This is a genomic window from Streptomyces sp. NPDC002994, from assembly GCF_040611155.1.
In the GTDB taxonomy this organism is placed as follows: domain Bacteria; phylum Actinomycetota; class Actinomycetes; order Streptomycetales; family Streptomycetaceae; genus Streptomyces.
Genome location: NZ_JBEXNQ010000003.1, coordinates 153443 through 176600, shown reverse-complemented (window position 1 = coordinate 176600; position 23158 = coordinate 153443). Strand labels below are relative to the sequence as shown.

Annotated in this window: 23 protein-coding genes; 3 read left to right on the top strand and 20 right to left on the bottom strand. The window is 70.3% G+C overall.

The window, feature by feature from the left end; translation table 11 throughout:
• Nucleotides 1-2: 2 nt before the first annotated feature.
• On the top strand, nt 3-599 hold the full coding sequence (locus tag ABZX79_RS04585; RefSeq protein ID WP_355251507.1) for a Type-2Aa cytolytic delta-endotoxin: 597 nt from the start codon (nt 3-5) through the stop codon (nt 597-599).
• 59 nt (nt 600-658) lie between these two features.
• On the opposite strand, the gene ABZX79_RS04580 is transcribed toward ABZX79_RS04585, so the two are convergent.
• The 19 genes from ABZX79_RS04580 to ABZX79_RS04490 form a co-directional block, all read right to left on the bottom strand.
• Nucleotides 659-1894 (bottom strand): cytochrome P450, encoded by a 1236-nt coding sequence (locus tag ABZX79_RS04580; RefSeq protein WP_355251504.1) that lies wholly within the window; start codon nt 1892-1894, stop codon nt 659-661.
• A gap of 88 nt (nt 1895-1982) precedes the next feature.
• A complete protein-coding gene (locus ABZX79_RS04575) occupies nt 1983-2168 on the bottom strand; it encodes a DUF1737 domain-containing protein (protein ID WP_355251501.1) in 186 nt (61 codons plus the stop codon).
• A 13-nt stretch (nt 2169-2181) separates the two neighbouring features.
• Nucleotides 2182-2970 (bottom strand): type 1 glutamine amidotransferase, encoded by a 789-nt coding sequence (locus tag ABZX79_RS04570; protein ID WP_355251498.1) that lies wholly within the window; start codon nt 2968-2970, stop codon nt 2182-2184.
• 42 nt (nt 2971-3012) lie between these two features.
• Nucleotides 3013-3921 carry an amino acid ABC transporter permease gene (locus ABZX79_RS04565; RefSeq protein ID WP_355251495.1) on the bottom strand — a complete coding sequence of 303 codons (909 nt, stop codon included), beginning with the start codon at nt 3919-3921 and terminating at the stop codon, nt 3013-3015.
• On the bottom strand, nt 3918-4583 hold the full coding sequence (locus ABZX79_RS04560) for an ABC transporter permease subunit (protein WP_355251492.1): 666 nt from the start codon (nt 4581-4583) through the stop codon (nt 3918-3920). The genes ABZX79_RS04565 and ABZX79_RS04560 overlap by 4 nt, the downstream gene beginning before the upstream one ends.
• Before the next feature lie 32 nt (nt 4584-4615).
• Nucleotides 4616-5455 carry a glutamate ABC transporter substrate-binding protein gene (locus tag ABZX79_RS04555; protein ID WP_355251489.1) on the bottom strand — a complete coding sequence of 280 codons (840 nt, stop codon included), beginning with the start codon at nt 5453-5455 and terminating at the stop codon, nt 4616-4618.
• A 16-nt stretch (nt 5456-5471) separates the two neighbouring features.
• Nucleotides 5472-6254, bottom strand: coding sequence for an amino acid ABC transporter ATP-binding protein (locus ABZX79_RS04550; RefSeq protein ID WP_355251486.1), 783 nt, complete (start codon nt 6252-6254; stop codon nt 5472-5474).
• Nucleotides 6255-6323: 69 nt separating this feature from the next.
• Nucleotides 6324-6914 (bottom strand): ATP/GTP-binding protein, encoded by a 591-nt coding sequence (locus ABZX79_RS04545; RefSeq protein WP_355251484.1) that lies wholly within the window; start codon nt 6912-6914, stop codon nt 6324-6326.
• Entirely contained in the window at nt 6901-7266 is a 366-nt protein-coding gene (locus ABZX79_RS04540; RefSeq protein ID WP_355251481.1) for a DUF742 domain-containing protein, read from the bottom strand. Before ABZX79_RS04540 ends, ABZX79_RS04545 begins: the two co-directional genes overlap by 14 nt.
• Nucleotides 7266-7670 (bottom strand): roadblock/LC7 domain-containing protein, encoded by a 405-nt coding sequence (locus ABZX79_RS04535; RefSeq protein ID WP_355251478.1) that lies wholly within the window; start codon nt 7668-7670, stop codon nt 7266-7268. Before ABZX79_RS04535 ends, ABZX79_RS04540 begins: the two co-directional genes overlap by 1 nt.
• Nucleotides 7667-9856 carry a nitrate- and nitrite sensing domain-containing protein gene (locus tag ABZX79_RS04530; protein WP_355251475.1) on the bottom strand — a complete coding sequence of 730 codons (2190 nt, stop codon included), beginning with the start codon at nt 9854-9856 and terminating at the stop codon, nt 7667-7669. Before ABZX79_RS04530 ends, ABZX79_RS04535 begins: the two co-directional genes overlap by 4 nt.
• 385 nt (nt 9857-10241) lie before the next feature.
• Nucleotides 10242-13049, bottom strand: a complete 2808-nt coding sequence (locus ABZX79_RS04525) for a LuxR family transcriptional regulator (RefSeq protein ID WP_355251472.1) — start codon at nt 13047-13049, stop codon at nt 10242-10244.
• 167 nt (nt 13050-13216) lie between these two features.
• Entirely contained in the window at nt 13217-14074 is an 858-nt protein-coding gene (locus ABZX79_RS04520; protein WP_355251986.1) for a dienelactone hydrolase family protein, read from the bottom strand.
• 309 nt (nt 14075-14383) lie between these two features.
• On the bottom strand, nt 14384-15499 hold the full coding sequence (locus ABZX79_RS04515) for a cytochrome P450 (RefSeq protein ID WP_355251469.1): 1116 nt from the start codon (nt 15497-15499) through the stop codon (nt 14384-14386).
• Nucleotides 15481-16893: a cytochrome P450 gene (locus tag ABZX79_RS04510; protein ID WP_355251466.1), complete on the bottom strand. Its 1413-nt coding sequence runs from the start codon at nt 16891-16893 to the stop codon at nt 15481-15483. Before ABZX79_RS04510 ends, ABZX79_RS04515 begins: the two co-directional genes overlap by 19 nt.
• Entirely contained in the window at nt 16893-17489 is a 597-nt protein-coding gene (locus ABZX79_RS04505) for an ATP/GTP-binding protein (protein ID WP_355251463.1), read from the bottom strand. Before ABZX79_RS04505 ends, ABZX79_RS04510 begins: the two co-directional genes overlap by 1 nt.
• The gene (locus ABZX79_RS04500; protein WP_355251460.1) at nt 17467-17826 is read right to left on the bottom strand and encodes a DUF742 domain-containing protein; all 360 of its coding nucleotides are present in this window, start codon (nt 17824-17826) and stop codon (nt 17467-17469) included. Before ABZX79_RS04500 ends, ABZX79_RS04505 begins: the two co-directional genes overlap by 23 nt.
• A complete protein-coding gene (locus tag ABZX79_RS04495) occupies nt 17823-18236 on the bottom strand; it encodes a roadblock/LC7 domain-containing protein (RefSeq protein ID WP_355251457.1) in 414 nt (137 codons plus the stop codon). Before ABZX79_RS04495 ends, ABZX79_RS04500 begins: the two co-directional genes overlap by 4 nt.
• Nucleotides 18233-19606, bottom strand: coding sequence for an ATP-binding protein (locus tag ABZX79_RS04490; protein WP_355251454.1), 1374 nt, complete (start codon nt 19604-19606; stop codon nt 18233-18235). The genes ABZX79_RS04495 and ABZX79_RS04490 overlap by 4 nt, the downstream gene beginning before the upstream one ends.
• Nucleotides 19607-19789: 183 nt before the next feature.
• On the opposite strand from ABZX79_RS04490, the gene ABZX79_RS04485 reads away from it, so the two are divergent.
• Both ABZX79_RS04485 and ABZX79_RS04480 read left to right on the top strand, forming a co-directional pair.
• A complete protein-coding gene (locus tag ABZX79_RS04485) occupies nt 19790-20263 on the top strand; it encodes a MarR family transcriptional regulator (RefSeq protein ID WP_355251451.1) in 474 nt (157 codons plus the stop codon).
• Nucleotides 20264-20335: 72 nt separating this feature from the next.
• Nucleotides 20336-21922 carry an MFS transporter gene (locus tag ABZX79_RS04480; RefSeq protein WP_355251448.1) on the top strand — a complete coding sequence of 529 codons (1587 nt, stop codon included), beginning with the start codon at nt 20336-20338 and terminating at the stop codon, nt 21920-21922.
• 9 nt (nt 21923-21931) lie between these two features.
• On the opposite strand, the gene ABZX79_RS04475 is transcribed toward ABZX79_RS04480, so the two are convergent.
• Entirely contained in the window at nt 21932-23128 is a 1197-nt protein-coding gene (locus tag ABZX79_RS04475) for an MBL fold metallo-hydrolase (RefSeq protein ID WP_355251445.1), read from the bottom strand.
• Between the last annotated feature and the right edge of the window lie 30 nt (nt 23129-23158).

Here is a 23158-nt window from a genome sequence, read left to right as displayed (position 1 = left end):
CGATGGCTGACCAGATCGCCACCGAGAAGACAACGTTCAAGACCGTCTTCGAGGTGGGGTCGTCCTTCATGGGCAGGGCACGGGACATTGAGGCCGGATTCCAGCACGCGATCGCCCCGGCGACCGTGGACTTCGACTTCGGTGAGATCAGCCGGGCGGCGAGCGGCATCCCGGACTGTTCGACCGTAAAGATCATCCGTGGCTGGGGTCTGCAGGAGACCGCTCCCGTCAGCGTCATGGTCCTGTCCCTCAAGGAGGCTGTACGCCAGGCCCTTCCGCTCCCGACGGCCAACTCCGTCTTCTGGGACAAGGTCGAGCAGGCGCTGACCGCAGCCTTCGTGGGCCTGGGCGAGCAGGAGGGCACGCACCTCTCCTTCTACCGGGAGGATCCGGACCGTACGAGCTACTACTACAACCTGCTGTTCGCCCTCCAGGACGAGGAGACCGGGGCTTCTGTCTACTCCATCGCCTTCTGCGCCAATGTGACGGTCGCGCTGGGCCCGGAGCAGGTCCGTTCCCTGACCGTCGGGAACACCGCGCGGTACGCGATCCGCCTGAACGCGATCACCGTGCGGCAGGACCTGCCGTCCGCCGGCTGATCACCGAAGCCGCCGTGCCTCACCCTTCGTCGGGGTGAGGCGCGGCGCGCGGCGTACGGTCAGCCTCGTTCCACGCGAACGTGCAGCGGCGCCCGGAAGGACAGCAGTCCCAGCATCTCCGGGGGCGAGGAGGTGTCCGCGAGCCGCAGGCCGGGCAGTCGCGACGCGGTCATCCGCATCATCACGCCGGCCTCCATCCTGGCCAGTTCGGCTCCGGAGCACCTGTGACGCCCTACGCCGAAGGCCAGATGCTTGCGCTGGTTCGGCCGGTACGGGCAGAGCTGCTCCGGGTTCTCGAACACCTCGGGGTCCGAGCCCGTCGAGGCCAGCATCAGCAGCAGCGGCGCGCCCGCCGGGATGTCCACTCCGCGTAGGGTGACCGGCCGGCCGGTGACCCTGCGCCAGGTGGTGATCGGGGGCTCGCGGCGCAGCACCTCCTCGGTCCACGGCTGCGCACTGCCCGGCTCGTCGGCGAAGCGCTGCCACAGCCCGGGTTCGGTGAGTGCGCGCCGGTACATGATGCTGAGCATCTGCCGGGTGGTCGCCTGACCGGCGATGATCATGAAGTAGAGCACCGCGACGGTCTCGGCCACGCTCAGTGGCTCGCCACCCGGCAGCCGGTGCGCCGCCAGTGCGCCGAGCAGCGTGTCTTCACCGGGGCCGGGCTCGGTCACCAGGCCCCTGAGCCAGGAGTAGAAGTCGGCTGCCTCCCCTGCCAGCTCCCGCTGCCGGCCGGCGTCCGGCCGGCCCCAGAACAACTCCAGGGAGGCGTCGCTCCACCGGGCCAGCGTGTCGATGCCGACGTCAATGGCCTCGTCGAGGCCGAGCAGCCGCAGCAGCACCCGCAACGGGACGTCCCGGGCGAGTGTGGTGGCGAGGTCGCACACACCGTCGGCATCGAGGCGTTCCTCGACCTGGTCCACACACTCCCCGGTCACCTGCTCGACCATGGGCACGGCGGCGGTGACGGCCTGGGCGTTGAGCAGCCTTGTCATGATGCGCCGGTAGCCGGCGTGGCTTTCGCCGCCGTTGCTGGCGAGCGTGGGCGGCAGGGCGAACTTGGCTTTGGCGAGGACGCGCAGGGTCTGCACCGAGAAGCGGCCGATCGCGTCCATCGCGTTGGCCGGCAGGAAGGTGTCCGTATCGAGCAATACGGCTCGAACGTCGTCGTACCGGCTCACCAGCCACAGACCCGTGTCCGGTTCGTAGTGCACGGGCGCGTTCTCGCGCAGCGCGTCCCACACCGGAAACGGGTCAAGGGCGTACGCCTCGTCGAAAAGATCCACACTGCTCATGGATATCGCCATGACGAAACCCACCCCCTTCCGCGTACCCGTCGTGGTCAGCCACTTCTCGGGCCGCACAATATCGCCTGCGCGGTTGTTACCGCTTCACCGGCCAGACCAGTGCCTGCGCGACGATCACGCGCTCGCCGTTGAAGGTAATGGCGGGGCCTTCATACAGCTGATAGCCAAGGGCGATCGCCTCGCTCACCCGTCGGCAGAACGTGGCGTCGTCGGGCCCGGTCAGAACGCGATAGGCCGGCAGCCCGTCCGGTGGTGTGCTCATGGCGACCAGCGTCTCATGACGGCAGAAGACGATCCCTGTGGCGCTGGTGGACCAGGGCGGCCCAGCGGTGGGCGACCGGGCGCCAGGTCCGGGTCGTCTCGGCCGCTGCCGCCGCCACCTGCGCGACGATCTCGTCCGCGTCGGCCCCGGCCTCGCACAGCATGGCGCTTTCGTCGGCCCAGCCCGTGACGATCTCCGGCGTCGCCTCGGGGTGGAACTGGGTTCCCCACGCCTGATCGCCGAGGCGGAAGGCCTGGTGCGGGGAGTCGGTGCCGCCTATCAGAAGGACCGCCCCGGGCGGCAGGGTGGCCATTTCCTCCCGGTGCCAGAGCATGGCCGGCGGGCAGTCGGCCAGTCCGGCGAAGACGGGATCTTCGGCCGCCGCGGGGAGCACCTTCAGGTCGTACACACCGATTTGAGGCACATCGCGGCGTTCGGTGCGGCCGTCGAACTCCGCGGTCATCAGCTCGGCCCCGAGGCAGATGCCGAACGTGGGAGTGCCGTGCTCGAAGGCCGTACGCAGGAGGGCCCTGGTGGCGGGCAGCCACGGGAAGCGGTCGTCGTCCCAGGGGCCAGGGGATCCGCCCAGGACGAGGAGTCCGGCGAAGTGGTCGACGTCCTCGGGCAGCGGCTCACCCAGATAAGGGCGTACGACGTGCAGCCGCAGACCGGCTTCGGTCAGCCACCCGCCCCACAGTCCGGGCGGACACTCCGCCTCGTGCTCGACCACCAGAATCCCGGGCGGCTCACCGCCGGCGGGCGTCGTCAATCGTTGCCGGAGTACGGCAGGTATCTCGGCCATGGCAGCCATTGTTACCGGTCGTGAGGTGCCGTTCGCCCGGCTTTACGATCTGTCCGGTCCGCCCGGGCCCATGTGTTCGCCGGGTCTCGCGAGGTCCTCGACGGCGTCGACGCCCACCACCGCGCCGGTGGACTTCTTGCCGCGCCGCAGTCTGCCCTCCAGCCAGCTGGCGAAGGTGGTCAGCGCGAAGTTCAGCAGGACGAAGATCACTGCGACCACGGTGAAGCTGGCGATGGTGTTCGCACCGTAGTTCGCGCTCATCGGGCGTACCGATGCCAGCAGCTCGGAGAAGCCGAGCAGCGCCCCGCCGAGCGCGGTGTCCTTCACGATGACGACCAGCTGGCTGACGAGCGCCGGAAGCATCGCGGTGACCGACTGCGGCAGCAGGACGTAGCGCATGGTCTGGCCCTTGCGCATGCCGATCGCCTTGGCCGCGTCGGTCTGGCCGGTGGGCAGGGACAGGATTCCGGCCCGCACCACCTCGGCGAGTACCGAGGCGTTGTAGAGGACGAGGCCGGTGACCACGGCGTACAGCGGCCGGTTCTCGGGGCTGATGTCGGTGAACTCGGCGTACGCCGCGTTGGCGAAGAGCATCAGGATCAGCACCGGAATGGCGCGGAAGAACTCCACGACCGTGCCGGCCGCGCCGCGTACCCACCAGTGGTCGGAGAGCCGCGCGATACCGAAGAGCGCGCCGAGGGGCAGGGCGATGACCATGGCGAGGGAGGCGGCGATGAGCGTGTTCTCAAGCCCGGGCAGGATGTACGTCGTCCAGGCGCGGCCGTCGGTGAAGAACGGCTCCCACTTGATCCACTCGAGCTGGTTCTTGTCGGCGAGGGCCTTCAGCACCCACCAGATCAGTGCCGCGAGCGCCACCAGGAACACGATCGTGAACAGGACGTTGCGCCGTTTCGCGCGGGGCCCGGGAACGTCGTACAGAACGGACGTCATCGCCTCACCGCCACCTTCTTGCTCACCCAGCCGAGGATCAGTCCGGTCGGGAGGGTGAGGCAGATGAACCCGAGCGCGAAAATGGCGGAGATGAGGATGAGCTGCGCCTCGTTCTCGATCATTTCCCGCATCAGGGTGGCCGCCTCGGCCACACCGATCGCGGCGGCCACCGTGGTGTTCTTGGTCAGTGCGATCAGCACGTTCGCGAGCGGCCCCACCACGGAACGGAAGGCCTGCGGAAGGACGATCAGCGACAGCACCTGCGTGAAGCTCAGGCCGATGGCACGCGCTGCCTCCGACTGACCGACAGGCACCGTGTTGATCCCGGACCTCAGCGCCTCACAGACGAACGCCGAGGTGTAGGCGATGAAGCCGAGCACGGAAAGCCTGAAGTTGATGGTCTCGAAATCCTGGGCGCCGAGACTGACGCTGAGCGTCTGGAAGAGGCCCAGCGAGGTGAAGACGATGATCACCGTCAGCGGAATGTTCCGCACCACGTTGACGTACGAGGTGCCGAAGCCGCGCATCAGCGGCACCGGGCTCACCCGCATGGCGGCCAGGATCGTTCCCCAGATCAGGGAGCCGATGGCCGAGTAGACGGTGAGCTGTACCGTCACCCAGAAGGCGCCCAGCAGATCGTAACCCTCAAGAAAGTCGAACACGATCGCCCGCTTTCCGCGTGTGTGGAGGTGCGTCAGCGGACGATGTTGCCGATCTCCGGGGCGGGTTCGTTCTTGTAGTTGGCCGGGCCGAAGTTCTTCTTGACGTACTCGTCCCAGGAGCCGTCATCGACCATCTTCTCCAGGGCGGTGTTGATCCTGGCCTTGAGATCGCTGCCGTTCTGGACGCCGATGCCGTAGTTCTCGTTGCTCAGCTTGAAGCCGCCCAGCTTGAACTTGCCCTGGTGCTCCTTCTGCGCGGCGTAGCCGGCGAGGATCACGTCGTCGGTTGTGAGGGCGTCGATGACCCTGTTCTCCAGGCCGGTCAGGCACTCCGAATAGCCGCCGTACTCCTGGAGCTGCGCCCTCGGCGCGAGCCTCGACTTGACGTTCTGCGCGGAGGTCGATCCGGTGACCGAGCAGAGCTTCTTGTTGTTCAGGTCCTCGGGCTTCTTGATGGAGTCGTCGTCCGCCCGGACCAGGATGTCCTGGTGCGCGAGCAGGTAGGGGCCGGCGAAGTCGACCTTCTTCTCACGTTCCTCGTTGATCGAGTAGGTGGCCGCGATGAAGTCGACATCGCCGCGCTCCAGGAGCTGCTCGCGGTCGGCGCTCTTGGCTTCCTTCCACTCGATGTCGCCGGGCTCGGTGCCGAGCTCCCTGGCGACGTACGTCGCCACGTCGACGTCGAATCCGGTGTACTTGCCGTCCGGCGTCTTCAGGCCGAGGCCCGGCTGGTCGAACTTGATACCGACGGTGAGCTTGTCCCCGCCGCCGCCCGTACCGCTCTCGTCGCCGTCGTCGGAGCCGCAGGCCGTGGCGCTCAGGGACAGTGCGAGCGCGGCGGCGGCCGCGGCGGTGGCCTTGAGAATCTTCATGGTGATCATTCCCTGTTCAGTGGTGAAGGATCTTCGACAGGAAGTCCTTGGCGCGGTCGCTGCGCGGGTTGCTGAAGAACTGGTCGGGCGTCGTCTCTTCCACGATCCGTCCGTCCGCCATGAAGACCACTCGGTTGGCGGCCGAACGGGCGAAGCCCATCTCGTGCGTGACGACGACCATCGTCATTCCGTCGCGGGCGAGCTGCTGCATGACCTCCAGCACCTCGTTGATCATCTCGGGGTCGAGCGCCGAGGTCGGCTCGTCGAAGAGCATGATCTTCGGGTCCATCGCCAGCGCTCTGGCGATCGCCACGCGCTGCTGCTGGCCACCGGAGAGCTGGGCGGGATACTTGTCCGCCTGATTGCCGACACCCACCCGGTCGAGGAGCGAGCGCGCCCGCTCCTCGGCGGCCTTCTTGTCCTTCTTGCGGACCTTGATCTGGCCCAGCGTCACGTTCTGCAGCACGGTCTTGTGCGCGAAGAGGTTGAAGGACTGGAAGACCATGCCCACATCGGCCCGCAGTCCGGCCAGCTCACGACCCTCGGCCGGCATCGGCTTGCCGTCGATGAAGATCTCGCCCGAGTCGATGGCCTCCAGACGGTTGATGGCGCGGCACAGTGTGGACTTCCCGCCCCCGGAAGGTCCGATGACGACCACGACCTCGCCACTGGCGATGGTCAGGTCGATGTCCTGAAGCACATGCAGCGCGCCGAAGTGCTTGTTGACGTTCTTCAGCACGACGAGGGCGTCGTCCCCGCCCGCCGTCGGATCTCCCTTGGTCACAGCTCCTCCGCTCATCGGCTTCATACTCCGTCCGACCGCGGTCGGGCGCACGCCGAGAAAGCCAAGCGGGAAGTTCTGTCCCTTCTAGACCCCCGCCGTGGTCCGTGCCTTGGCGATGAGCAGGTCGAGGAGGGAAAGCAGGGCGCCGCGTACGTCCGTACGGGAGCGGGCGTCGAGCATGAGGACGGGCGTGTTCGGGTCACGCAGCCGCAGCGCCGCCCCGATCTCCTCGGCGGTGTACAGCTGCTCGCCGTGGAAGCAGTTGGCGCCGACCACGAACGGAAGCCCGCGGCTCTCGAAGAAGTCGACCGCCGGGAAGCTGCGGTCCAGGCGCCGCGTGTCGACCAGCACGATCGCCCCGAGCGCCCCGTTCAGCAGGTCGTCCCACATGAACCAGAACCGCTCCTGGCCCGGTGTCCCGAACAGGTAGAGGACGACTCCGGCGTCGGTGAGCGTGATCCGGCCAAAGTCCATCGCCACGGTGGTCACCGTCTTGGACTCGATGCCGTCGAGGTCGTCGACGCCGACGCCGGCGGCCGTCAGCCGCTCCTCCGTGCGCAGCGGCTCGATCTCGGAGACCGTCTCGACCAGGGTCGTCTTGCCGACGCCGAAGCCGCCGGCGATGAGGATCTTGACCGGCGCCGCTTCCTGGGCAGGTGTGTCATAGGTGGGCAAGGCTGTCCCTGATTCTCATGAGCAGGTGGACATTGCTGGTCTCGGCGCCTTCCAGGGGCGGCCGGTGGTGGATCAGCCCGCGATCCACGAGTTCGCCGAGCAGGACCGCCATCGGGGTGAGGCGCATGTGCATCCGGGCGGCGATCTCGGCGACCGCCCGCCCGTTCGGAGCCGGGCACATGGCGAGGATGGCCTGCCACTCGGTGGGCAGGCCGCCGTGGTCGTCCGCGGCGACCGCCGCCGTGATCATGGTGTCCATGGTGAGGACGGTGTGCGGAGTGGCTGTACGCCCGTCGGTCAGGGCGTACAGCCGCGTCCGGCGGCGGTCCCGGTGTTGCGGATCGTCCTGCATTACGACGGGAGCGCCTGGGTCCGCTCGGGTGTGCCCAGCCACTCGCCGAGGGCCTGGGCGGTCCGTACGGCCTCACCGCCCAGCTCGCCGAGGCGTGCCTTGCGGGAGGTGACGACGATGAGCGTGCTACCCTCCCCGCACCCGACGATGCAGAGATAGCGGTCGTCCATCTCGACCAGCTGGCGGATGACCTGGCCGCCGTTGATTTCCCTGGATATCGCCTTCATCGTGGCCGCGATCCCGGAGGACGCCGCGGCCATGCGCTCCGCCTGGTCCCGTTCCAGCAGGTACGCGCTGAGATTGATCCCGTCGTTGGACAGGAGCACGGCGCCCTGGATGCCGGCGATCCTGCTGAGGTTGTTGTCGAGAATGCTGTAGATCATGTCGTTCGATGTCGTCGTCATGGCTGGTCCTGTCGGAGCTCTGCTTCCACTTTCTGGGTCCCTTGTTCGTAGTCGGCCCAGGCGTCGGCCACCTCTTCGGGTGTCGTCGCCTCCTGACCGGCCGCTGCTTCTGCTGGTGGGCGCGGGTCGCGGAGTTGCTCGGCGATGTGGGTGTGCGGCACGCGCTCGGGGAGGGTCGGGCGGGGGGTGCCGGCCGGTGCCACGGCCCGGAGCGGGCGCGCGCTGTCAGGCGACCGCTCCGCGGCGGGCGGCCGGCGGTTCGCCGGCTCCGACTTCGCCCGCGGGGCCGGCTCGGGCTTCGCCCGCACGGCCGGCTCCGGCTTCGCCCGTACGACCGGTTCGGGCTTGGGTGCCGGTTCCCGCTCCGTCGGTACGAGCAGCTCCCCGGGGATGATCACCACCGCCGATGTCCCGCCGTACACCGAGCGGCGCAGCGTGACCGTGGCCGGGAGCTGATCGGCGAGGTGGCCGACCACGAAGAGGCCGAGCCGGTGCGCGTTCTGTGCCAGGACGGCGTACGGCGGAGCGGAGTGCAGCCGCCGGTTCATCTCTTCGTAGCTCGCGGGCGTCACCCGTGGGCCGCGGTCCTCGATCTCGACGAGAAGGCCGTCAGCCACCAGCTCGGCCCGGATGACGACCTTCGACTTCGGCGGGGAGAACCGGGTGGCGTTGTCCAGCAGCTCCGCCAGCAGGTGACTGATCTGGCTGATCACCCGCGGCTCCACGCTGATCTCGTCCAGGGCCTGCCGGTCGATCCGCCGGAAGTCCTCGACCTCCGCGGCGGCCTCGCGCAGCAGGTCGGCGACACGCATGGGCTCGGTGTGCGGGTCCGGGATCTCGCCGCCGGCCAGGATGAGCAGGTTCTCGATCTGCCGTCGCATACCCACCGTCAACTGGTCGGATCGCATCAACTGGGCAAGGAGTGCTTCGTTGTGGCCGAAAGTGTCCTGAAGGTCCTCGGTGAGGCTCAGCTGGCGGCTGACCAGGTTCCCGGTGCGTGAGGCGATGCCCGCGGCGAACATGCCGAAGCCGTGCCGCTCGTCCGAGAGCTGCCGGTGCCCGTCGACGGATACGGCGACGACCCGGGCGAACGCGTCGTTGATACGCCCGACCTCGTCCTGGGCCCCGGTCGGGCTGGGCAGCGCGTCGGCGTCGACGGGCTGCCCGCGCTGGAGCCGGGCCACGACGTCGGGCAGCGTCTCCTCAGCGATGGCCACCGTGCTCTCGTGCAGACCGCGCAGGCGGCGCAGCACCGAGCGGGTGGTGAACACGACGACCCCCGCGACGGCAAAGAGGACTGCGCCGTTTCCGGCGATCAGCCAGATGACTTCGTTCTCCAGCTGCGTGGCCTTGGCGTCGGCGTGCACGAGTAGTGCTCGCCCCTGTTTCGCGTCGAGCGCGGCAACGCGCCCCGCGAACTTGTCATACGCGGCCCCCCAGGCGTCGGCCTCCTTGGGTAGCTTGATGCCGGACGCGGTGTTCTGGTGGTCGGAGATGACCGCGTCCTCGATGCGGACCTTCGTCTTCCAGCCGTCCGAGGCGAAGACCTGGTCGTAGGCCGCTTTGTCCTCGGCCGTCAGATACGGCGCGACCCACTCGTCGTACTGGTACCGCTGGGATCCGACGGAGTTGACGAATTCGGCGAACCCGGAAGGGCTCAGACGCCTGGACGGCCCGGCCGTGGCGAGGATGGTGGTCTCGCGTGCCACCATCTCGGACACCGTGAACACCGTCACGACCAGGCCGCTCTCCTGGATGAGCTCGGCGTCTTCCGCATGGCTGAACTGGTTCTGGTACACCCGGATGATGGTGTCGACGAGGTCGGAGTAGTAGCCGATCGTCCGATCCGCGCCCCCGCTGCGGGCGTCCGCGCGCTCGCGGAACGCGGCCAGATCCGCGAGGCTGCGCTTCAGCTCCGCGACGTACCCGGTCGCCGCCAGAGCTCCGTCCGCCTTCCGGCGGAACTCGTCCGCGGCCCGGTCCGTGGCCGCGCGCCGCTGGTGCAGTTCGCCGTCGGACACCGCGGAGCCCGCCCACCGCGCGGCCGTCATCGTCCGCTCGGCCTGCAACGCGACCATGAGCTGGTACGCGGGTACGCCGATCCGCTCACCGACCGCCACATCGGAGCGCAGGTGCGCCGACTGGTCCAGCGACCGGTCGACCGTCACGACGACTTGGGCACTCATCGCGACGGTGGGGACTACCGCCAGACAGATGAGCAGGGTGCGCAGGCGGACGGTTCGCCGACTACGAAGGCGCCGACGAAGCCGCCGTCGAAATCTCGACGTATCTCGTGGGCCTTCGGGTTCTATGGGAGACATCTGTCCTCGGGACGGGGAGAGCGGAAAAACAGACAAGCGACCAGGCCAGGCAAAAGGCTGGGGGACCTTGGGGAAGGCCGGCCCGGCCGCTGTGAGACGTGAGGAGTGCAGATCATAACCAGCCACGCCGGGAAATGGAGTGGTTGCCTCCGCGATCGGTACGTGGTATTCACGGCGCCGACCGTTGCGGACCGGAAGCCATATCGGAGTTCAACCGATACGCCCGCGCGGTCGTCCCGAGGAGCGTGCGTCAGTTGCGGCCGGCCCGGTCCACCAGCCGGGACAACTCCACCCGGGAGCGCACACCCAGCAGCGCGAAGACATTGCGCAGGTGATGGTCGACGGTCCGGGGGCTGACGGACAGCCGCATTGCCACCTCGCGGTTGGTCGCGCCCTCGGCGACACAGTGTGCGATCCGAAGCTGCTGAGGCGTCAGGCACGACAGCGCCCCCGCCGGTTCTCCGCCGGCCACGTCGCCGGTGGCCCGCAGCTCCGCTCGCGTCTGGTCCACCCACGTACGGGCCTCCGAGCGCTCGAATCCGACCAGCGCGTCCCTCAGGCGGCCCCTGGCCTCACGCGGACGGCGCCGGCGCCGCAGCCACTTCCCGTACAGCAAGTGGGTGCGGGCCCGCTCGAAGTCGCCGTCGGCCAGCTCGTGTGCGGCCAGGGCATGGGCGTACAGGGCGTCGGCCTCCTCAGGGCCCGCGAGCAGCGCCCGGCAGCGGGCGAGCAGCGCGGGGGCCTGCGGATCGCCGCCCGTGGCCGCCCAGGCGGCGAACTCCTCGGCGGCGGCCCGTGCGTCATCGGGCTGCCCGGCGAGTGCGGTGGCCTCGACGAAGCACGGAACGGCCAGCATACGGACGGCGAAGTGCCCGCGTCGCGGCCCCGCCCGTACCAGCGGGCCGAGCCGGGCGGCGGCTTCGAAGACCCGGCCGCGCCCCAAGTCAGCTCTGCCACAGGCCCATTCCGCCAGCGTGGTGGCCTGGGCGAGCCCGTGCGGGCCGGCTGTCGCCATGGCGGCGGCGACGTGTCCGGCCACGGTCGCGGCGTCGCTCTCGACCGATGCGACGAGGGCGAGGATCGCGTGCTGATGGGCGACGGCGTTGCGCTGGCCGGCGCGGTGGGCGGCGCGCAGTCCCTCCCGCGCGTGAGCTCCGGCCCGGGCGTGGCGTCCGGCCCGTAACTCGGCGTAGGCCAGGTGTTCCAGGAGCCGGGGCACGAGGGCGACGAGCCCCCTGGCCCGGCCGACGGCCAGGCCGCGCGCGTTGAGGCGGCATGCGGCCGCGATGTCGCCGAGGACGAGCGCGGCCGCCCCGGCACGCAGCAGCCGCACCGGATCGTCGTCGCTCGCGGCCCGGTCAAGGACGCGCCGCAGCGGTCCCCGGGCTTCGCCGGGCCGGGCGGCGAGGGCGGCCAGCATCCCGGCCCGGTAGTCGCGGCACGCCCCGCCCTCACCGGCGATGGGCAAGGCTGCCTGCACAGGCGGGCCGTGAGGACACAGACCCTGGCGTACGGCGGCTTCTTCCCGGTCCTTGTCGCCGCCGTCGAGCGCGGCCACGCAGGCCGGGACGTCGCCCGCGGCCCACGCGGCTTCCAGCGCGCCGAGCCGGGCGTCGAGAGCGCGCTCCTGGTCGTACGGGCCGAGCAGGCCGGCGGCCACCAGCAGCGCCCCGTACGCGTCGCCGGCGGGGCCGTCACCCAGCGCCAGGGCGCCTGCGACGAGTTCGGCCCTGCCTCGTACGGCGTCGTGGACCGACCCCGCACGCGCGGCGGACAGCAGCTCCCGCGCCCGGTGCGGGTGGCCTGCCAGCCGGGCCTGCTCCGCGGCGGCGGTCATGCGGGACATGCGGGCGTTGTCGTCGGTCGTGGTGAGCTCGGCCGCGCGGGCGAAGGCCAGGGAGCGTTGCAGGCCGGGTATCCACGGGTCGGGAGCGGCCGCGGCCGCTGCCAGGTCGGCGGCGAGACGAGGGTCGGGGCCGTCGGCGGCCATGGCGCGGTGCAGCAGGCGTGGGAGGCGGCAACGGTCACCGGCGAGGACGGTGGCGAGCAGCTGGTGGGCGGCGCGCCGCCGCGCGGGGGTGGCACCGGCGTGAACGGCGCGTCGTAACAGCGAGCTGTGGAAGCGGATCACGTCCCCGTCGCTGCGCGCCACTCCCGCCGCCTCGTCCGAGTCCAGCGCCTCCGGGCCGATACCGGCGGCCCGGGCGGCGCGCAGGACCAGGGCGGCGTCCGCTCCGGCGGCTTCGGGGGTCTGCTCCTGCGCGGCGGCCGCCAGCAGCAGCAGAAACGCGGTGTCCGGCGGCAGGGCTGCCGGCCTGTCACCCACCGTACGGAGCAGGGTGTCACCGTCGCAGAGCGGCCTGGGCAGCGGGGCGTGTCCGGAGAGCTGGGCGGGTGACAGCCGTCGCACGAGTGCCTCCAGCAGGGCCGGGTTGCCCTCGGCCTCGTGCAGCAGTGCCTCCCGTACGGCGGGATCCGTACGCTCCGTCTTCTTCCCGGCCACCTCGTGCAGCAGGTCCCGCGCGGCGTGTTCGGGGAGCGGGGCGAGGTGGACGACGGGCAGCCCCGCGAAGTCGGGGTCCTGCGCCCGGTGTCCGGTCACGGACAGCAGCAGTCCGACGCCGAGCAGGGCCTCCGCGCGGCGGGCGGCGAAGCCGAGGGCGGCGCGCGACCGGTCGTCCCACAGGTGCGCGTCGTCGACGCACACCAGCAGGGGCCGCCCGGCGGCGAGTCCGCGCAGCAACTCCAGCAGGTCACCGGGCCCGAGGCCCGAGCTCAGGAAGCCGGCGGGCGCGGCGCCCAGCACATCACCGGCGGCACACAGCAGCGCGTGCAGTCCGCTGTACGGGAGCCGGCTCTCGGCCGGTACGGCCCTGGTCTGCAGGACGGGACCGGCCTCGAAGTCCTGGGCGGCCCGGCGCAGGAGAGCGGTGCGGCCGAATCCGGGCTCCGCGGCGAACAGCAGCGCGCCGCCGTGCCCGGACCGCAGCCGGTCCGACAGGGTTGCCACGGCTTCCAGTTCAGCATGCCGGCCGTACAGCCGGAGCGGACTTCTCATGGTCGTATTCCGGTCACGCCTGTCACGTTACTGCCGCGTACGCAGGGTGCGCCCTGGGCGCGCGCCCAGCGTTGGCGGGCCACGTTTGTGCCCGCGCACACGGCACCGGGAAAGCGCGTGCCGGCGCCGGCCGCGGGGCGCGCGGCCGGCACCGATGTCGGTCGACGTCAGGAGGTGTGCGGGCAGTTGCCCCGGTACTCCTCGATGGTCAGGCTCGGGCGCGGCAGCGGGCACAGGAACTGCTCGTAGCGGGTGTCGTTGTCGATGAACCTCTTGAGCCAGGAAATGCTGTACTTCGCGATGGTCGTGTTGGACGAGTTCGGCGTGAAGTGCGTCGCGTTGTTGAGTTCCAGGTACGCCTTGTCGAGCGAGGACGGCAGGCTCTCGTAGAAGGGCTCGGAGTGCGAGCCGACCGACGCGACCGTGTCACCGTCGGCGCCCACGATCAGGGTCGGGGTCTGGATCTCCGGCCAGGTCTTGTCGGTGTTCCAGCCGGTGAGCGGTATGGCGGCCTGGAGCGAGGGCCGGCTCTTGGCCGCTTCCAGCGAGCCGCCGCCGCCCATCGAGTGGCCCATCACGCCGAGCCTGCTGCTGTCGACCCGGCCGCGTACGGAGCTGCGGTCGGTCAAGTAGTCGAGGGCGGCGAGCAGTTGACGGCCTCTACTGTCGGGCTGGTCGTACCTGGAAAGGGTGTCGATGGTGAAGACGACGAAGCCCTGGGAGGCGAGGCGCGGACCGAGCCAGGAGATGGAGGACTGGGTGCCGGTGTAGCCGGGAGAGACCGCCACGGCGCCGAAGGTGCCGTCGCTGGTGGAGGTCGGGTAGTAGACGGTCCCGCCGCCGAAGCCGGTGACGCTGAGGGAGGAGACGGTGGTCCGCGACACCGCGTAAGAGCCGGTGGGCGCCTCGATACTGGCTGTGGTGGGGGCGGGTCCGCGTTCGTACGGATTGTCGGCCGCCTGGGCGGCGGGCGTCGTGGCGGAGCTGAGGCCACCGGCGACAAGGAGCGCCGCCAAGCCGGCCATGAGCGGCCGCAGGCGGCCCTTCGCGTGGCGGCGGCGGGTGCGGGAGCTGTTCTCGCTGTTGTACGGCTGCACGACTGAGTCGTCCTCTCGGTCGTGGCGGAGCCGCCACGCCGGGCCGGGCAGCGCACTCGTTACCGAGGGCTGCGGCCGGTCGTACCGGGGCGGGCACCGCCGTGTTCGTTGGCGGTGCCACTGTCGCGGTACGTCCGGCACGCGGGCATCGGCGGAATCACCTGCCTCGGCGCGGCCGGTGGCCCCGGCAGGAGGGCGGAGGGCCGCTGTGCCGGCCCTCCGCCCTCCCCCTACTGCTCAGCCGGTCAGGTGGACCGGCAGGCTGCGGTGGCCGTTGGAGATGAAGGACTCCACGGGCCGCAGATCGTCCGCCTGGACGGCCATGGCCAGGTCGGGGAAGCGCTCGAAGAGGGCCGGCAGGGCGATCTGGGCCTCCAGCCGGGCCAGCGGCGCTCCGAGGCAGAAGTGAACGCCGTGTCCGAACGCGAGATGTTCCTTGTTCACACGGGTGACGTCGAACCGGTCCGCGTCCTCGCCGTGGAGCGCGGGGTTGCGCCCTGCGGCGGCGTACGCGGCAAGGATCGCCTCGCCCTTCTTGATCGTCACGCCCCGGGTCTCGATGTCCTCGACCGCGTAGCGCAGCGGCAGGCTCGCCACCGGCGACTCGAAGCGCAGCGTCTCCTCGATCACGTCGTTCCAGGAGGCCGCGCCCGTCCGGACCAGTTTGAGCTGTTCCGGGTGGGTCAGCAGGGTGTGGACGGCGTTGTCCAGCAGATTGACCGTGGTCTCGTGCCCGGCGCCGATCACCAGGAGCAGGGTGTCGACCAGTTCGGCCTCCGACAGCCGCGAGCCGTCCTCCTCCCGGGCGGCGATCAGGATGCTGGTCATGTCGTCGCCCGGGGCCTGCCGCTTGAGCGCGACGAGGTCGGACAGCACGGTGTGGATGCTCTCGAAGGTGGCCGCGGCCTCCTCCGCGGTGGCGGCGGTGTTGAAGATGCCGTCCACCAGGCGGCGCAGTTCCTTGCGGGTGCCTTCGTCGCTGACGCCGAACAGCTCGCAGATCACCTGGATGGGGATCGGATAGCAGTACTCCTCGCGCAGATCCACCGCCTGTCCCTGAGGGGTTGCGGCGAGACCGTCGAGCAGATCAGCCGTCATACGCTCGATACGCGGGCGCAGGGCCTCGGTGGCGCGCGCGGAGAAGGCCGTGGAGACCAGCTTCCGCAGCCGCCTGTGGTCGCTTCCGTAGGCGGTGAACATGTTCGTCACGGCGACCCAGGCGAACAGCGGCCAGTCCGGGGTTATCTCCCCGTCGATCCACGCGGACCAGTGCCGGCGGGGGTCCTTGGACACGCGGGGGTCGGTGAGCAGTTCCTTGAGCAGGGCCTGGTCACTTACTGCCCACGCCACCACCTGGCCAGGGAGCTCCACCAGCGCTGCCGGCCCCCGTTCCCGGATGCGGGCTCCCTCTGCGTGGATGTCGGCACCGGAGGGGTCGATGACGAGGGGGCGGGATTCGTGTTCCATGTACGGGCTCCAGAGGTCTTGTCCGTGGTGACGACCGGCACGGTGATCGGGGGAAAGCGCACAGGCAAGGCGGCCAGCGCCCGGTGGAAGGGGCCCTGCCGCCACTCCAACCGACCTACCCCGACGGCCAGTTCGGCATCCGGGAGCCGGTCGAGGAGTTTTTCGACGGCGACCGCGGCGATCAGCCGGGCGGGGCTCTTCGCCGGGCAGGTGTGCGCACCGGCGCTCCATGCCAGGTGGGCGCGGTTGCCGCCGCGCCGGTCGCCGGCCAGGGCGGGGTCGGTGTTCGCGGCGGCCAGGCTGATCAGGACGGGCTCGCCCTCGCGCAGCGGGGTTCCGTCGAGTTCCAGGTCGTGGAGCGGGTAGTGGACGGCGTAGTTCGCCATCGGCGGGTCCGTCCACAGGACCTCGTCGAGCGCGTCCTCGACGGGCATGCTGCCGCCGGCGAGGTCACCGCCGAACCGGTCGTCGGAGAGCAGCAGCCGCAGCCCGTTGCAGATCAGGTTCTGCTGGGGTTCGGTGCCCGCGCCCATGAGGACGACGAGCTGATGCATCATTTCCTCGTCGGTGAGCCGCGCGGGATGGGCCATCAGCCAGGACGTCACGTCCGCTCCGGGCCGCTCCCGCTTGAGAGCGACCAGCTCGGCGACGCCCTCGGTGAGAACCGCGTTGGCCTTCTCCGAGTCGGCGTTGGCGTCGAAGATCCCGGACATGCCCTGGACGAGCTTGTCCCCGGTTTCCGGCGGGCAGCCGAAGAGCTGGTTGAAGACGAGCAGCGGCAGGACCGCTCCGTACTCGCTGAGAAGATCGGCCTGCCCCTTGGGGCCGAACCGGTCGATGAGGGTGTCGGCGCTCTGCTCGACGTACCCGCGCAGCGCGTTCGGGTCCACACGGCTGAGGCTGTCGGTGATCGCGCCGCGCAGCCGGGCGTGCTCGTCGCCGTCGGTGAACAGCGCGTTGGGCCGGTACATCATCATCGGTACGACCGGGCTGTCCGCGGGCACCGTCCCGTCGGCGAGTGCCCGCCAGCGGCGCGGGTCCTTGGAGAACCGCTCCGGGCTGCGCAGCACCTCGAGGGCGCTCTCGTAGCCGGTGACGAGCGAGGCGTGGACACCGGGGGCGATCTCCACGGGTGCGACGGAGCCGTACGTACGCAGCCGTTCGTACGTCGCGGCCGGGTCGGCGGCGAACTCCGGTCCGTACAGCGACATGCGACCCGCGTGCGCCGGACAACCGGGCGGCGGCGGCGCGGTGCCCGGCGCGGGCTGGGGAGTGGCCATCAGTGCTCCTCGGAGGTGCGGGTCTGGAGGTACTCGACGAGGGAGATCAGCGCCTCGGTGGAGGATGCGGTGTTCCGCGCGTCGCAGGTGACGAGGGGGGTTTCGGGGAGGAGGTCGAGGGCCTCGCGTATTTCCGCGACCGGGAAGAGCGGCGCGTCGTCGAACTGGTTGACGGCGACCGCGTACGGCATGCCGTGTTCCTCCAGCAGGCCCATGATGTCGAAGGACTGGTCGAGTCGCCGGGTGTCCGCGAGCACGAGAGCGCCCAGGGCCCCGTTCAGCATGTCTTTCCAGAGCGCGGTGAAGCGTTTCTGCCCGGGAGCGCCGAAGAGGTACAGCACCAGTTGCTCGCTGAGCGTGAGACGGCCGAAGTCCATGGCGACGGTCGTGGTGCTCTTGTCCGGGCTCCCGGCCAGGTCGTCGGTCGGTTCACTGGCCTGCGTCATGGTCTCTTCGGTACGCAGCGGCCGGATCTCGGACAGCGTGCCGACGAACGTGGTCTTGCCGACCGCGAAGTGACCGACGATCAGGATTTTGACAGCGGTCCTGACCGTGTCGGGGACATACCGCTGGTCAGAGCCTGGAGCGGAGTCCATCAAGCACCTCCTGCAGAAGCTGGTCGGCGGGGAGCTGGGCCCTGGGGACGGGGGGCCTGGTGGTGATGTGGCCGCTGTCGATCAGGTCGCTGAGCAGGACCTTGGTGACGCTGATCGCCAGCGCCAGGTGACCCGCCACTTCGGCGACCGACAGCGCTCCGCCTCGGCACAGCTCCATGACGCGGCGCTTCTCCGGGCTCAGCCCGGTGAGTGGCCGGTTGGCGGCGACCGTCACGAGCGTCACCAGGTCGAGCGTGTTTCGCGTCGGACGGGAGCGGCCGTCCGTCACGACATAGGGGCGTACGAGCCCCCGTTCACGCCTGTCCGGCGGGCTCATGCCGGGCGGCTGGTGCCTGGCCGGGGCGGACTGGTGAGCTCCTTGCCCAGCCGGTCGACCAGCTTGTGCATGCCGTACGTGACCGCCTCCATGTCGACGTTCTGGGTGGCGGAGACCGCCAGATAGGCGCCCGCGCCGGCGGCGACCAGGAAGACGTACCCGTCGGCGAACTCGACCAGTGTCTGCTGCCAGGGAGAGGACTCCTCGGCGCAGAACTCGGCGGTGCTGCGACTGATCGACTGGAGGCCGGACAGCGCGGCGGCCTGCCGTTCCGCTTCGTCGCGCGCGATGCCCTGGGAGTGCGCCCGGAGCATGCCGTCGGCGGAGAGCAGGATCGCGTGGCGGGCCTCCGGGACCTTGAGGACCTCGTCGAGCATCCAGCCCAGTTCGTTGGCCATGTGGTCGTTCATTCCTGCGGGTTCCCTTCGTCGTCTTGGGAGGCGGCGCGCCCGTAGCGGGTGCCGCGGGCGAACGCGCCCATGCGGGAGGCGGTCTCGGCGGCCGGGCGGACCGGGGTGTGACCGTCGCCGGGTGGGGGTGTGGCGGCGGGTTCCTGGGAGCTGGTCGCGTTGTCCTGGGCGGCGCGGCGGCGGCGCTTGGGGAGGCCGCCCGCGGTGGACGTCTGAGCGGCCGCCGGGGCCGGCGCCCGCTCAGGACTCGGCCGTGCTTCCGGCGCGTCGGACGTGAGGTCCGCCTCGGGGGCCGCGGCGGGAGCGGAAACCGTCGCGGGCACCGGTGCGGCCACCGGCTCGGGCTCCGGCGGGATCGCCGTTTTGGGAGCGCGTACGCGATTGAGGAGCGTATGAGGGAGAAACAGCACGGCGCGCACTCCCCCATAGGGCGACCGGGTGTCGACGGAGACCGTGAACCCGTACCGGGCGGCGAGCACGCCGATGGCGGCGAACCCGAACTGGGGCGGGTCGCCGAGCCGGTTGATGTCGATGTCTTCCTTGCCCGACAGACGCCGGCCCGCCTCCTCGGTCTCGCGCGCGTCCATGCCGACCCCGGCGTCGTCGATGACGACGCAGATGCCGTTGTGCGCGGGCTGGACGCTGACCTCGACCGTCGTGTTGGGCTGCGAGTGGCGGGCCGCGTTGTCCAGCAGTTCGGCGACCGCGAGGACCACGGGCTCCACCGCCCGGCTCACCACGTCCATGTCGACCCGCGAGTGGACGTTCACGCGCCGGTAGTCGCGGATCCGCGATGTCGCGCCGCGTACGACGTCGATCAGAGGTGAGGCGACCCGCTGCCGTCCCGGCCAGGAACCGCAGAGAACGGCGATCGCCTGCGCCCTGCGGCCGAACTGCGCATTCGCGTGGTCGATCTCCAACAGGTCCTGGAGCACATCGGGACTGTCGTGCCGGTCCTGCATGTCAGAGATGGACAACTGCTGTTCGTTGGCGAGGGCTTGGACTGCGCGCATCGCCGCCTTGAGCGTTGCTCTCGCCGACTGATCGGCTCGGGACCGTGCCGTGCCGACGGCCGTGGTGAACAGGTCCTCGACCTGCTGCAGGCTCTGCCCGTACGCCGTTGCGGCCAGCCGCGGATCGAGCAGTCCGGGCCTGGGTACGGGCTGCGGCTGGTCGTGCGCCAACGCGGAGAGGCGGGCCTCGACCAAGTGGGCGGCCTCCTCGTCACGAGCGCGCAGGCTGCCTTCCAGCGCCGTCAGGCGTCGGCGTAGCGCGGCGGTGAGCCGGTGTTGGCGCACCAACAGAACCGAGCCCGGGAGGGCGCCGGCCGCAAGGCACCAGATCACCGCCTCCGGTATGTGTGGCGTCATAGATCCTCAGGGAGGGTGAGGTCGAGCAGGACGGGGAGCAGCAACTGGATGGGACCGGACGAATCGGAACTCCCTTGCCCACCACGGGTACTGGAGTCGCTGATCATCCTAGGTATGGCAGGCGGCTTCAAGTTTTACTTATGTATGTTGACATAGGTATCTAGCCATACCTATGCTGTCCGCATGCCCCGCCCCAGCGCGTCCGAACAGGACCTCCGACACATCGCGTCAGCGATGTCGGCCGTCCTGCCCGCGCTGCACCGGGCGCTTGACCGCCGTGTCGCCCAGGACTTTCCGTATCCGAAGCCCCCCGAGGGCCAGCTGGCGCTCCTGCGGCTCGTCGGGGAGCGGGACGGGGCCACCGTGCGCGAGGCAGCCGACGTACTGCTGATGAAGCCGAACAATGTGAGCGCCTTGGTCACCCAGCTGGCGGGCCAGGGGCTGCTTGAGCGCAGGCAGGATCCGGCGGACAAGCGGGTCGCGCATCTGCACCTGACGGCCGAGGCCCGCCACCGGCTCGCCGAGGTCGCGCATCTCATGGAGGGGTACGTCGTCGACGCGCTGCGGACCCTCACCGACGGGGATCTCGACGCCATCGGATCGGCGCTCGGCGCTCTGCGGGGCCTGGCGCGGCAGATTCACCCCGCCGCCGGCTGACGGCGTGCTCGCGCAGCCGCAGCCGCTGCGCAGCCGTACATCCCCATCTTTACGAGGAAGCAAGGCACCTCCATGCCCTCCACCGTCGTGGATCGCTCACCCCTGCCCGCACACAGCCCACCCGACGCTCCGGCCGGCCGCCGTGGCAAGCCCTGGCTGACGCTCGCCGCCGTCGCCTTCGGCCTGTTCATGGTCGGCCTGGACGGCTCCGTCGTCGCCATCGCCAACCCGGAGATCGGCCGGGACCTGAACGCGTCCACCGCCGACCTGCAATGGGTCACCAACTCCTACCTGCTGGCCCTGGCCGCCGCACTCATCCTCGGCGGGAAGCTCGGCGACCGCTTCGGCCGGCGCACGTTCTACCTGGTCGGCGTCGCCGGCTTCACCCTCGCGTCGGTCGCCATCGGCCTGGCCGGATCGATCGAGGGCGTCATCGCGTTCCGCGCCGCGCAGGGCTTCTTCGGCGCGCTCCTGATGCCCAACACGCTCGGACTGCTGCGCGCGGTGTTCCCGCCGAAGAAGTTCGGCATGGCGGTGGGCATCTGGGCGATGGTGTCATCCGTGTCCACCGCGCTCGGCCCCATCGTCGGCGGGCTGCTCGTCGAGCACGTCAACTGGGAGTCGGTCTTCTACATCAACGCGCCGATCGGTGTCGTCGCGCTCGTCTTCAGCGCGACGGTGCTGCCGCAGAGCAAGAATTCCACCGGTGACCGCCACCGCTTCGACGTCCCCGGTGTCGTCCTGCTGGCACTCGGGCTGCTCGTCGTGGTGTTCGGCGTGGTCAAGGGCGAGACGTGGGGCTGGAGTTCGGGCACCACCCTGGGCACCCTCACCGCCGGGCTTCTCCTCCTGCTGCTGTTCGGCTGGTACGAGACGCGCGTCGAGCACCCGCTGTTGCCGATGCGGCTGTTCAGCAGCCCGGCGCTGACCATCGGCACGATCATCACCGCGGTCAACTTCTTCGTCCTGCTCGGCGTGATCTTCTTCGTCATGCTCTACCTGCAGAACGTCCGCGGTTTCACGCCCGTCGAGGCCGGCGTGCGCACCCTGCCGCTCAGCCTGGCGTCCGTCGTCGCCTCACCCCTCGGCGCGAAGCTCACCGAGGAGTTCGGCGCGCGGCTGTCCATGCCGCTGGGCATGGTGCTGCAGGCGGGCGCCGCCTTCGGGATGCTCGCGTGGGGCGTGCATTCGCCGTACGCCGCGATGTGGCCCCCCTTCGTCGCGCTCGGCCTCGGCGTCGGCATGGTGATGGCCGCCTCCTCCGACGCCATCGTGGGCAACTCCCCCGTCAAGGACGCCGGTGTGGCGGGCGGGCTCCAGGCCACCGCGCTGCAGATCGGCGGAGCGCTCGGCACCTCCGTGCTCGTGTCGCTGATCAGCAGCCGGGTCGGCTCGACCCTGACCGGCGAGCTCACCTCCGCCGGGGTGCCGGCGCCGATGGCACAGGGACTGCACGAAGCCAAGGACGCGGTGGCGATGGGCGTTTCACCCGTCTCCGGTGACATGCCGGCGCAGATCGGGGCGGCGGTGATCGAAGGCAGCGGCCAGGCGTTCATCAACGGTGTGCACACCGCGGCGCTCGTCACCGGCGTGCTGTGCGTGGCCGGCGCCGTCCTCGCCGCGGTCGGCGTACGTCGGCGTACGTCAACGGAAGGCTGAGATTGCCGGTCAATGAGGCCGGCCCACCGGGAGCTGGAGCAGGTCCTCGCCGACGACGATCCGGCCGGAGTAGCCGCGCTGCGCGGCCCTCCAGCGTTCGGCCGGATTGTTGCCGGGGACCAGGTGGTTCAGTACGAGGTTCTTGACTCCGGCCGGCTCCGCCACGTCGCGGCCCACTTGCTCGATGGTGGTGTGGGCCGCGAGCAGGTGCTCGCGCAGCGGACCGCCGGTCTCCGGCGGCAGCGTACCGACGAGGCGGTCGACGAACTCCGGGTCGATGACCTCGTGCACGAGGTAGTCGGCGCCGCGGGCCAGGTCGATGAGGTTCTCGCTGACGCCGGTGTCCCCGGAGAAGACGACGGAACCGTCCGGGGTGTCGAAGCGGTAGGCGAAGGCGGGCGCGGTGGGGTGGTGGTCGACCAGAGTGGCCGTCACCCGGACATCACCGTCCTCCCAGACCGGGAGGGGAGATGTGAGCCGCGGCGGCTTGCCCTCGGGATCGATGTTCCACGTACCGGACAGGTCGATGTCGTGTACGGAGAACAGGGCGTCCGGACTCGTGAAATTGCTGTCCCTCGCCCGGTCGTTGAAGTCGTGTCCGAACGCCTGCCGCAGATATCCCGTCATGCCGGCGATCCCAGGCGTGGGGTCGTCCGGGCTGAAGACCGGTGGCGCCGGCCTGCCCGCCGGGAACAGCCGCGGCAGGGTGCCCCGGTCCCCCGGGCCGAACACCTCGATGGCGGGCAGTGTGCGCCCCACGGTGTTCATGGGTGCCGTCGCGTAGAGAGCGGGCCAGTCGGTGACGTGGTCGCTGTGCAGGTGGGTCAGGAAGATGGCCCGTACGGCCGACAGGGAGGAACCGAGGCCGCTGCGTACGCCGAGACCGCTCGCCACCAGGCGTTGCTGAGCCCCCGCCCCCAGATCCACGAGGTAGACCCGGTCCCGGTGGACCAGGGCGCTGGAGGTGCCGCACCGGTCACCGTCGAGCCAGGCCGGCCCGCCCGCTGTCCCCAGGAGCACGAGCCTGGTCCGGTGCCCGGAGGCTCCGGGGCGCTTCGCGGTCAGTGCGGCGGCTGGTTGCGCCCCGGCCCCTGCCGCCGCCAGCCCGCCGACGGTGGTGGCTCCGAGTGCCTGGAGGAACCTGCGGCGGCTGGACTCGGGCAGGGAAGCCCCTTGGCCGAGAACCCGGGCGACGACATCACACACAGCGCGAACGCTCCTTGTTTTGATGGATGA

Bases quoted from the DNA above. Each gene is read 5' to 3' on its own strand.
- ABZX79_RS04585 (WP_355251507.1), top strand. From the start codon at position 3: ATGGCTGACCAGATCGCCACCGAGAAGACAACGTTCAAGACCGTCTTC.
- ABZX79_RS04580 (WP_355251504.1), bottom strand. From the start codon at position 1,894: ATGAGCAGTGTGGATCTTTTCGACGAGGCGTACGCCCTTGACCCGTTT.
- ABZX79_RS04575 (WP_355251501.1), bottom strand. From the start codon at position 2,168: ATGAGCACACCACCGGACGGGCTGCCGGCCTATCGCGTTCTGACCGGG.
- ABZX79_RS04570 (WP_355251498.1), bottom strand. From the start codon at position 2,970: ATGGCCGAGATACCTGCCGTACTCCGGCAACGATTGACGACGCCCGCC.
- ABZX79_RS04565 (WP_355251495.1), bottom strand. From the start codon at position 3,921: ATGACGTCCGTTCTGTACGACGTTCCCGGGCCCCGCGCGAAACGGCGC.
- ABZX79_RS04555 (WP_355251489.1), bottom strand. From the start codon at position 5,455: ATGAAGATTCTCAAGGCCACCGCCGCGGCCGCCGCCGCGCTCGCACTG.
- ABZX79_RS04550 (WP_355251486.1), bottom strand. From the start codon at position 6,254: ATGAGCGGAGGAGCTGTGACCAAGGGAGATCCGACGGCGGGCGGGGAC.
- ABZX79_RS04540 (WP_355251481.1), bottom strand. From the start codon at position 7,266: ATGCAGGACGATCCGCAACACCGGGACCGCCGCCGGACGCGGCTGTAC.
- ABZX79_RS04535 (WP_355251478.1), bottom strand. From the start codon at position 7,670: ATGACGACGACATCGAACGACATGATCTACAGCATTCTCGACAACAAC.
- ABZX79_RS04530 (WP_355251475.1), bottom strand. From the start codon at position 9,856: ATGAGTGCCCAAGTCGTCGTGACGGTCGACCGGTCGCTGGACCAGTCG.
- ABZX79_RS04525 (WP_355251472.1), bottom strand. From the start codon at position 13,049: ATGAGAAGTCCGCTCCGGCTGTACGGCCGGCATGCTGAACTGGAAGCC.
- ABZX79_RS04520 (WP_355251986.1), bottom strand. From the start codon at position 14,074: ATGGCCGGCTTGGCGGCGCTCCTTGTCGCCGGTGGCCTCAGCTCCGCC.
- ABZX79_RS04510 (WP_355251466.1), bottom strand. From the start codon at position 16,893: ATGGCCACTCCCCAGCCCGCGCCGGGCACCGCGCCGCCGCCGCCCGGT.
- ABZX79_RS04505 (WP_355251463.1), bottom strand. From the start codon at position 17,489: ATGGACTCCGCTCCAGGCTCTGACCAGCGGTATGTCCCCGACACGGTC.
- ABZX79_RS04500 (WP_355251460.1), bottom strand. From the start codon at position 17,826: ATGAGCCCGCCGGACAGGCGTGAACGGGGGCTCGTACGCCCCTATGTC.
- ABZX79_RS04495 (WP_355251457.1), bottom strand. From the start codon at position 18,236: ATGAACGACCACATGGCCAACGAACTGGGCTGGATGCTCGACGAGGTC.
- ABZX79_RS04490 (WP_355251454.1), bottom strand. From the start codon at position 19,606: ATGACGCCACACATACCGGAGGCGGTGATCTGGTGCCTTGCGGCCGGC.
- ABZX79_RS04485 (WP_355251451.1), top strand. From the start codon at position 19,790: ATGCCCCGCCCCAGCGCGTCCGAACAGGACCTCCGACACATCGCGTCA.
- ABZX79_RS04480 (WP_355251448.1), top strand. From the start codon at position 20,336: ATGCCCTCCACCGTCGTGGATCGCTCACCCCTGCCCGCACACAGCCCA.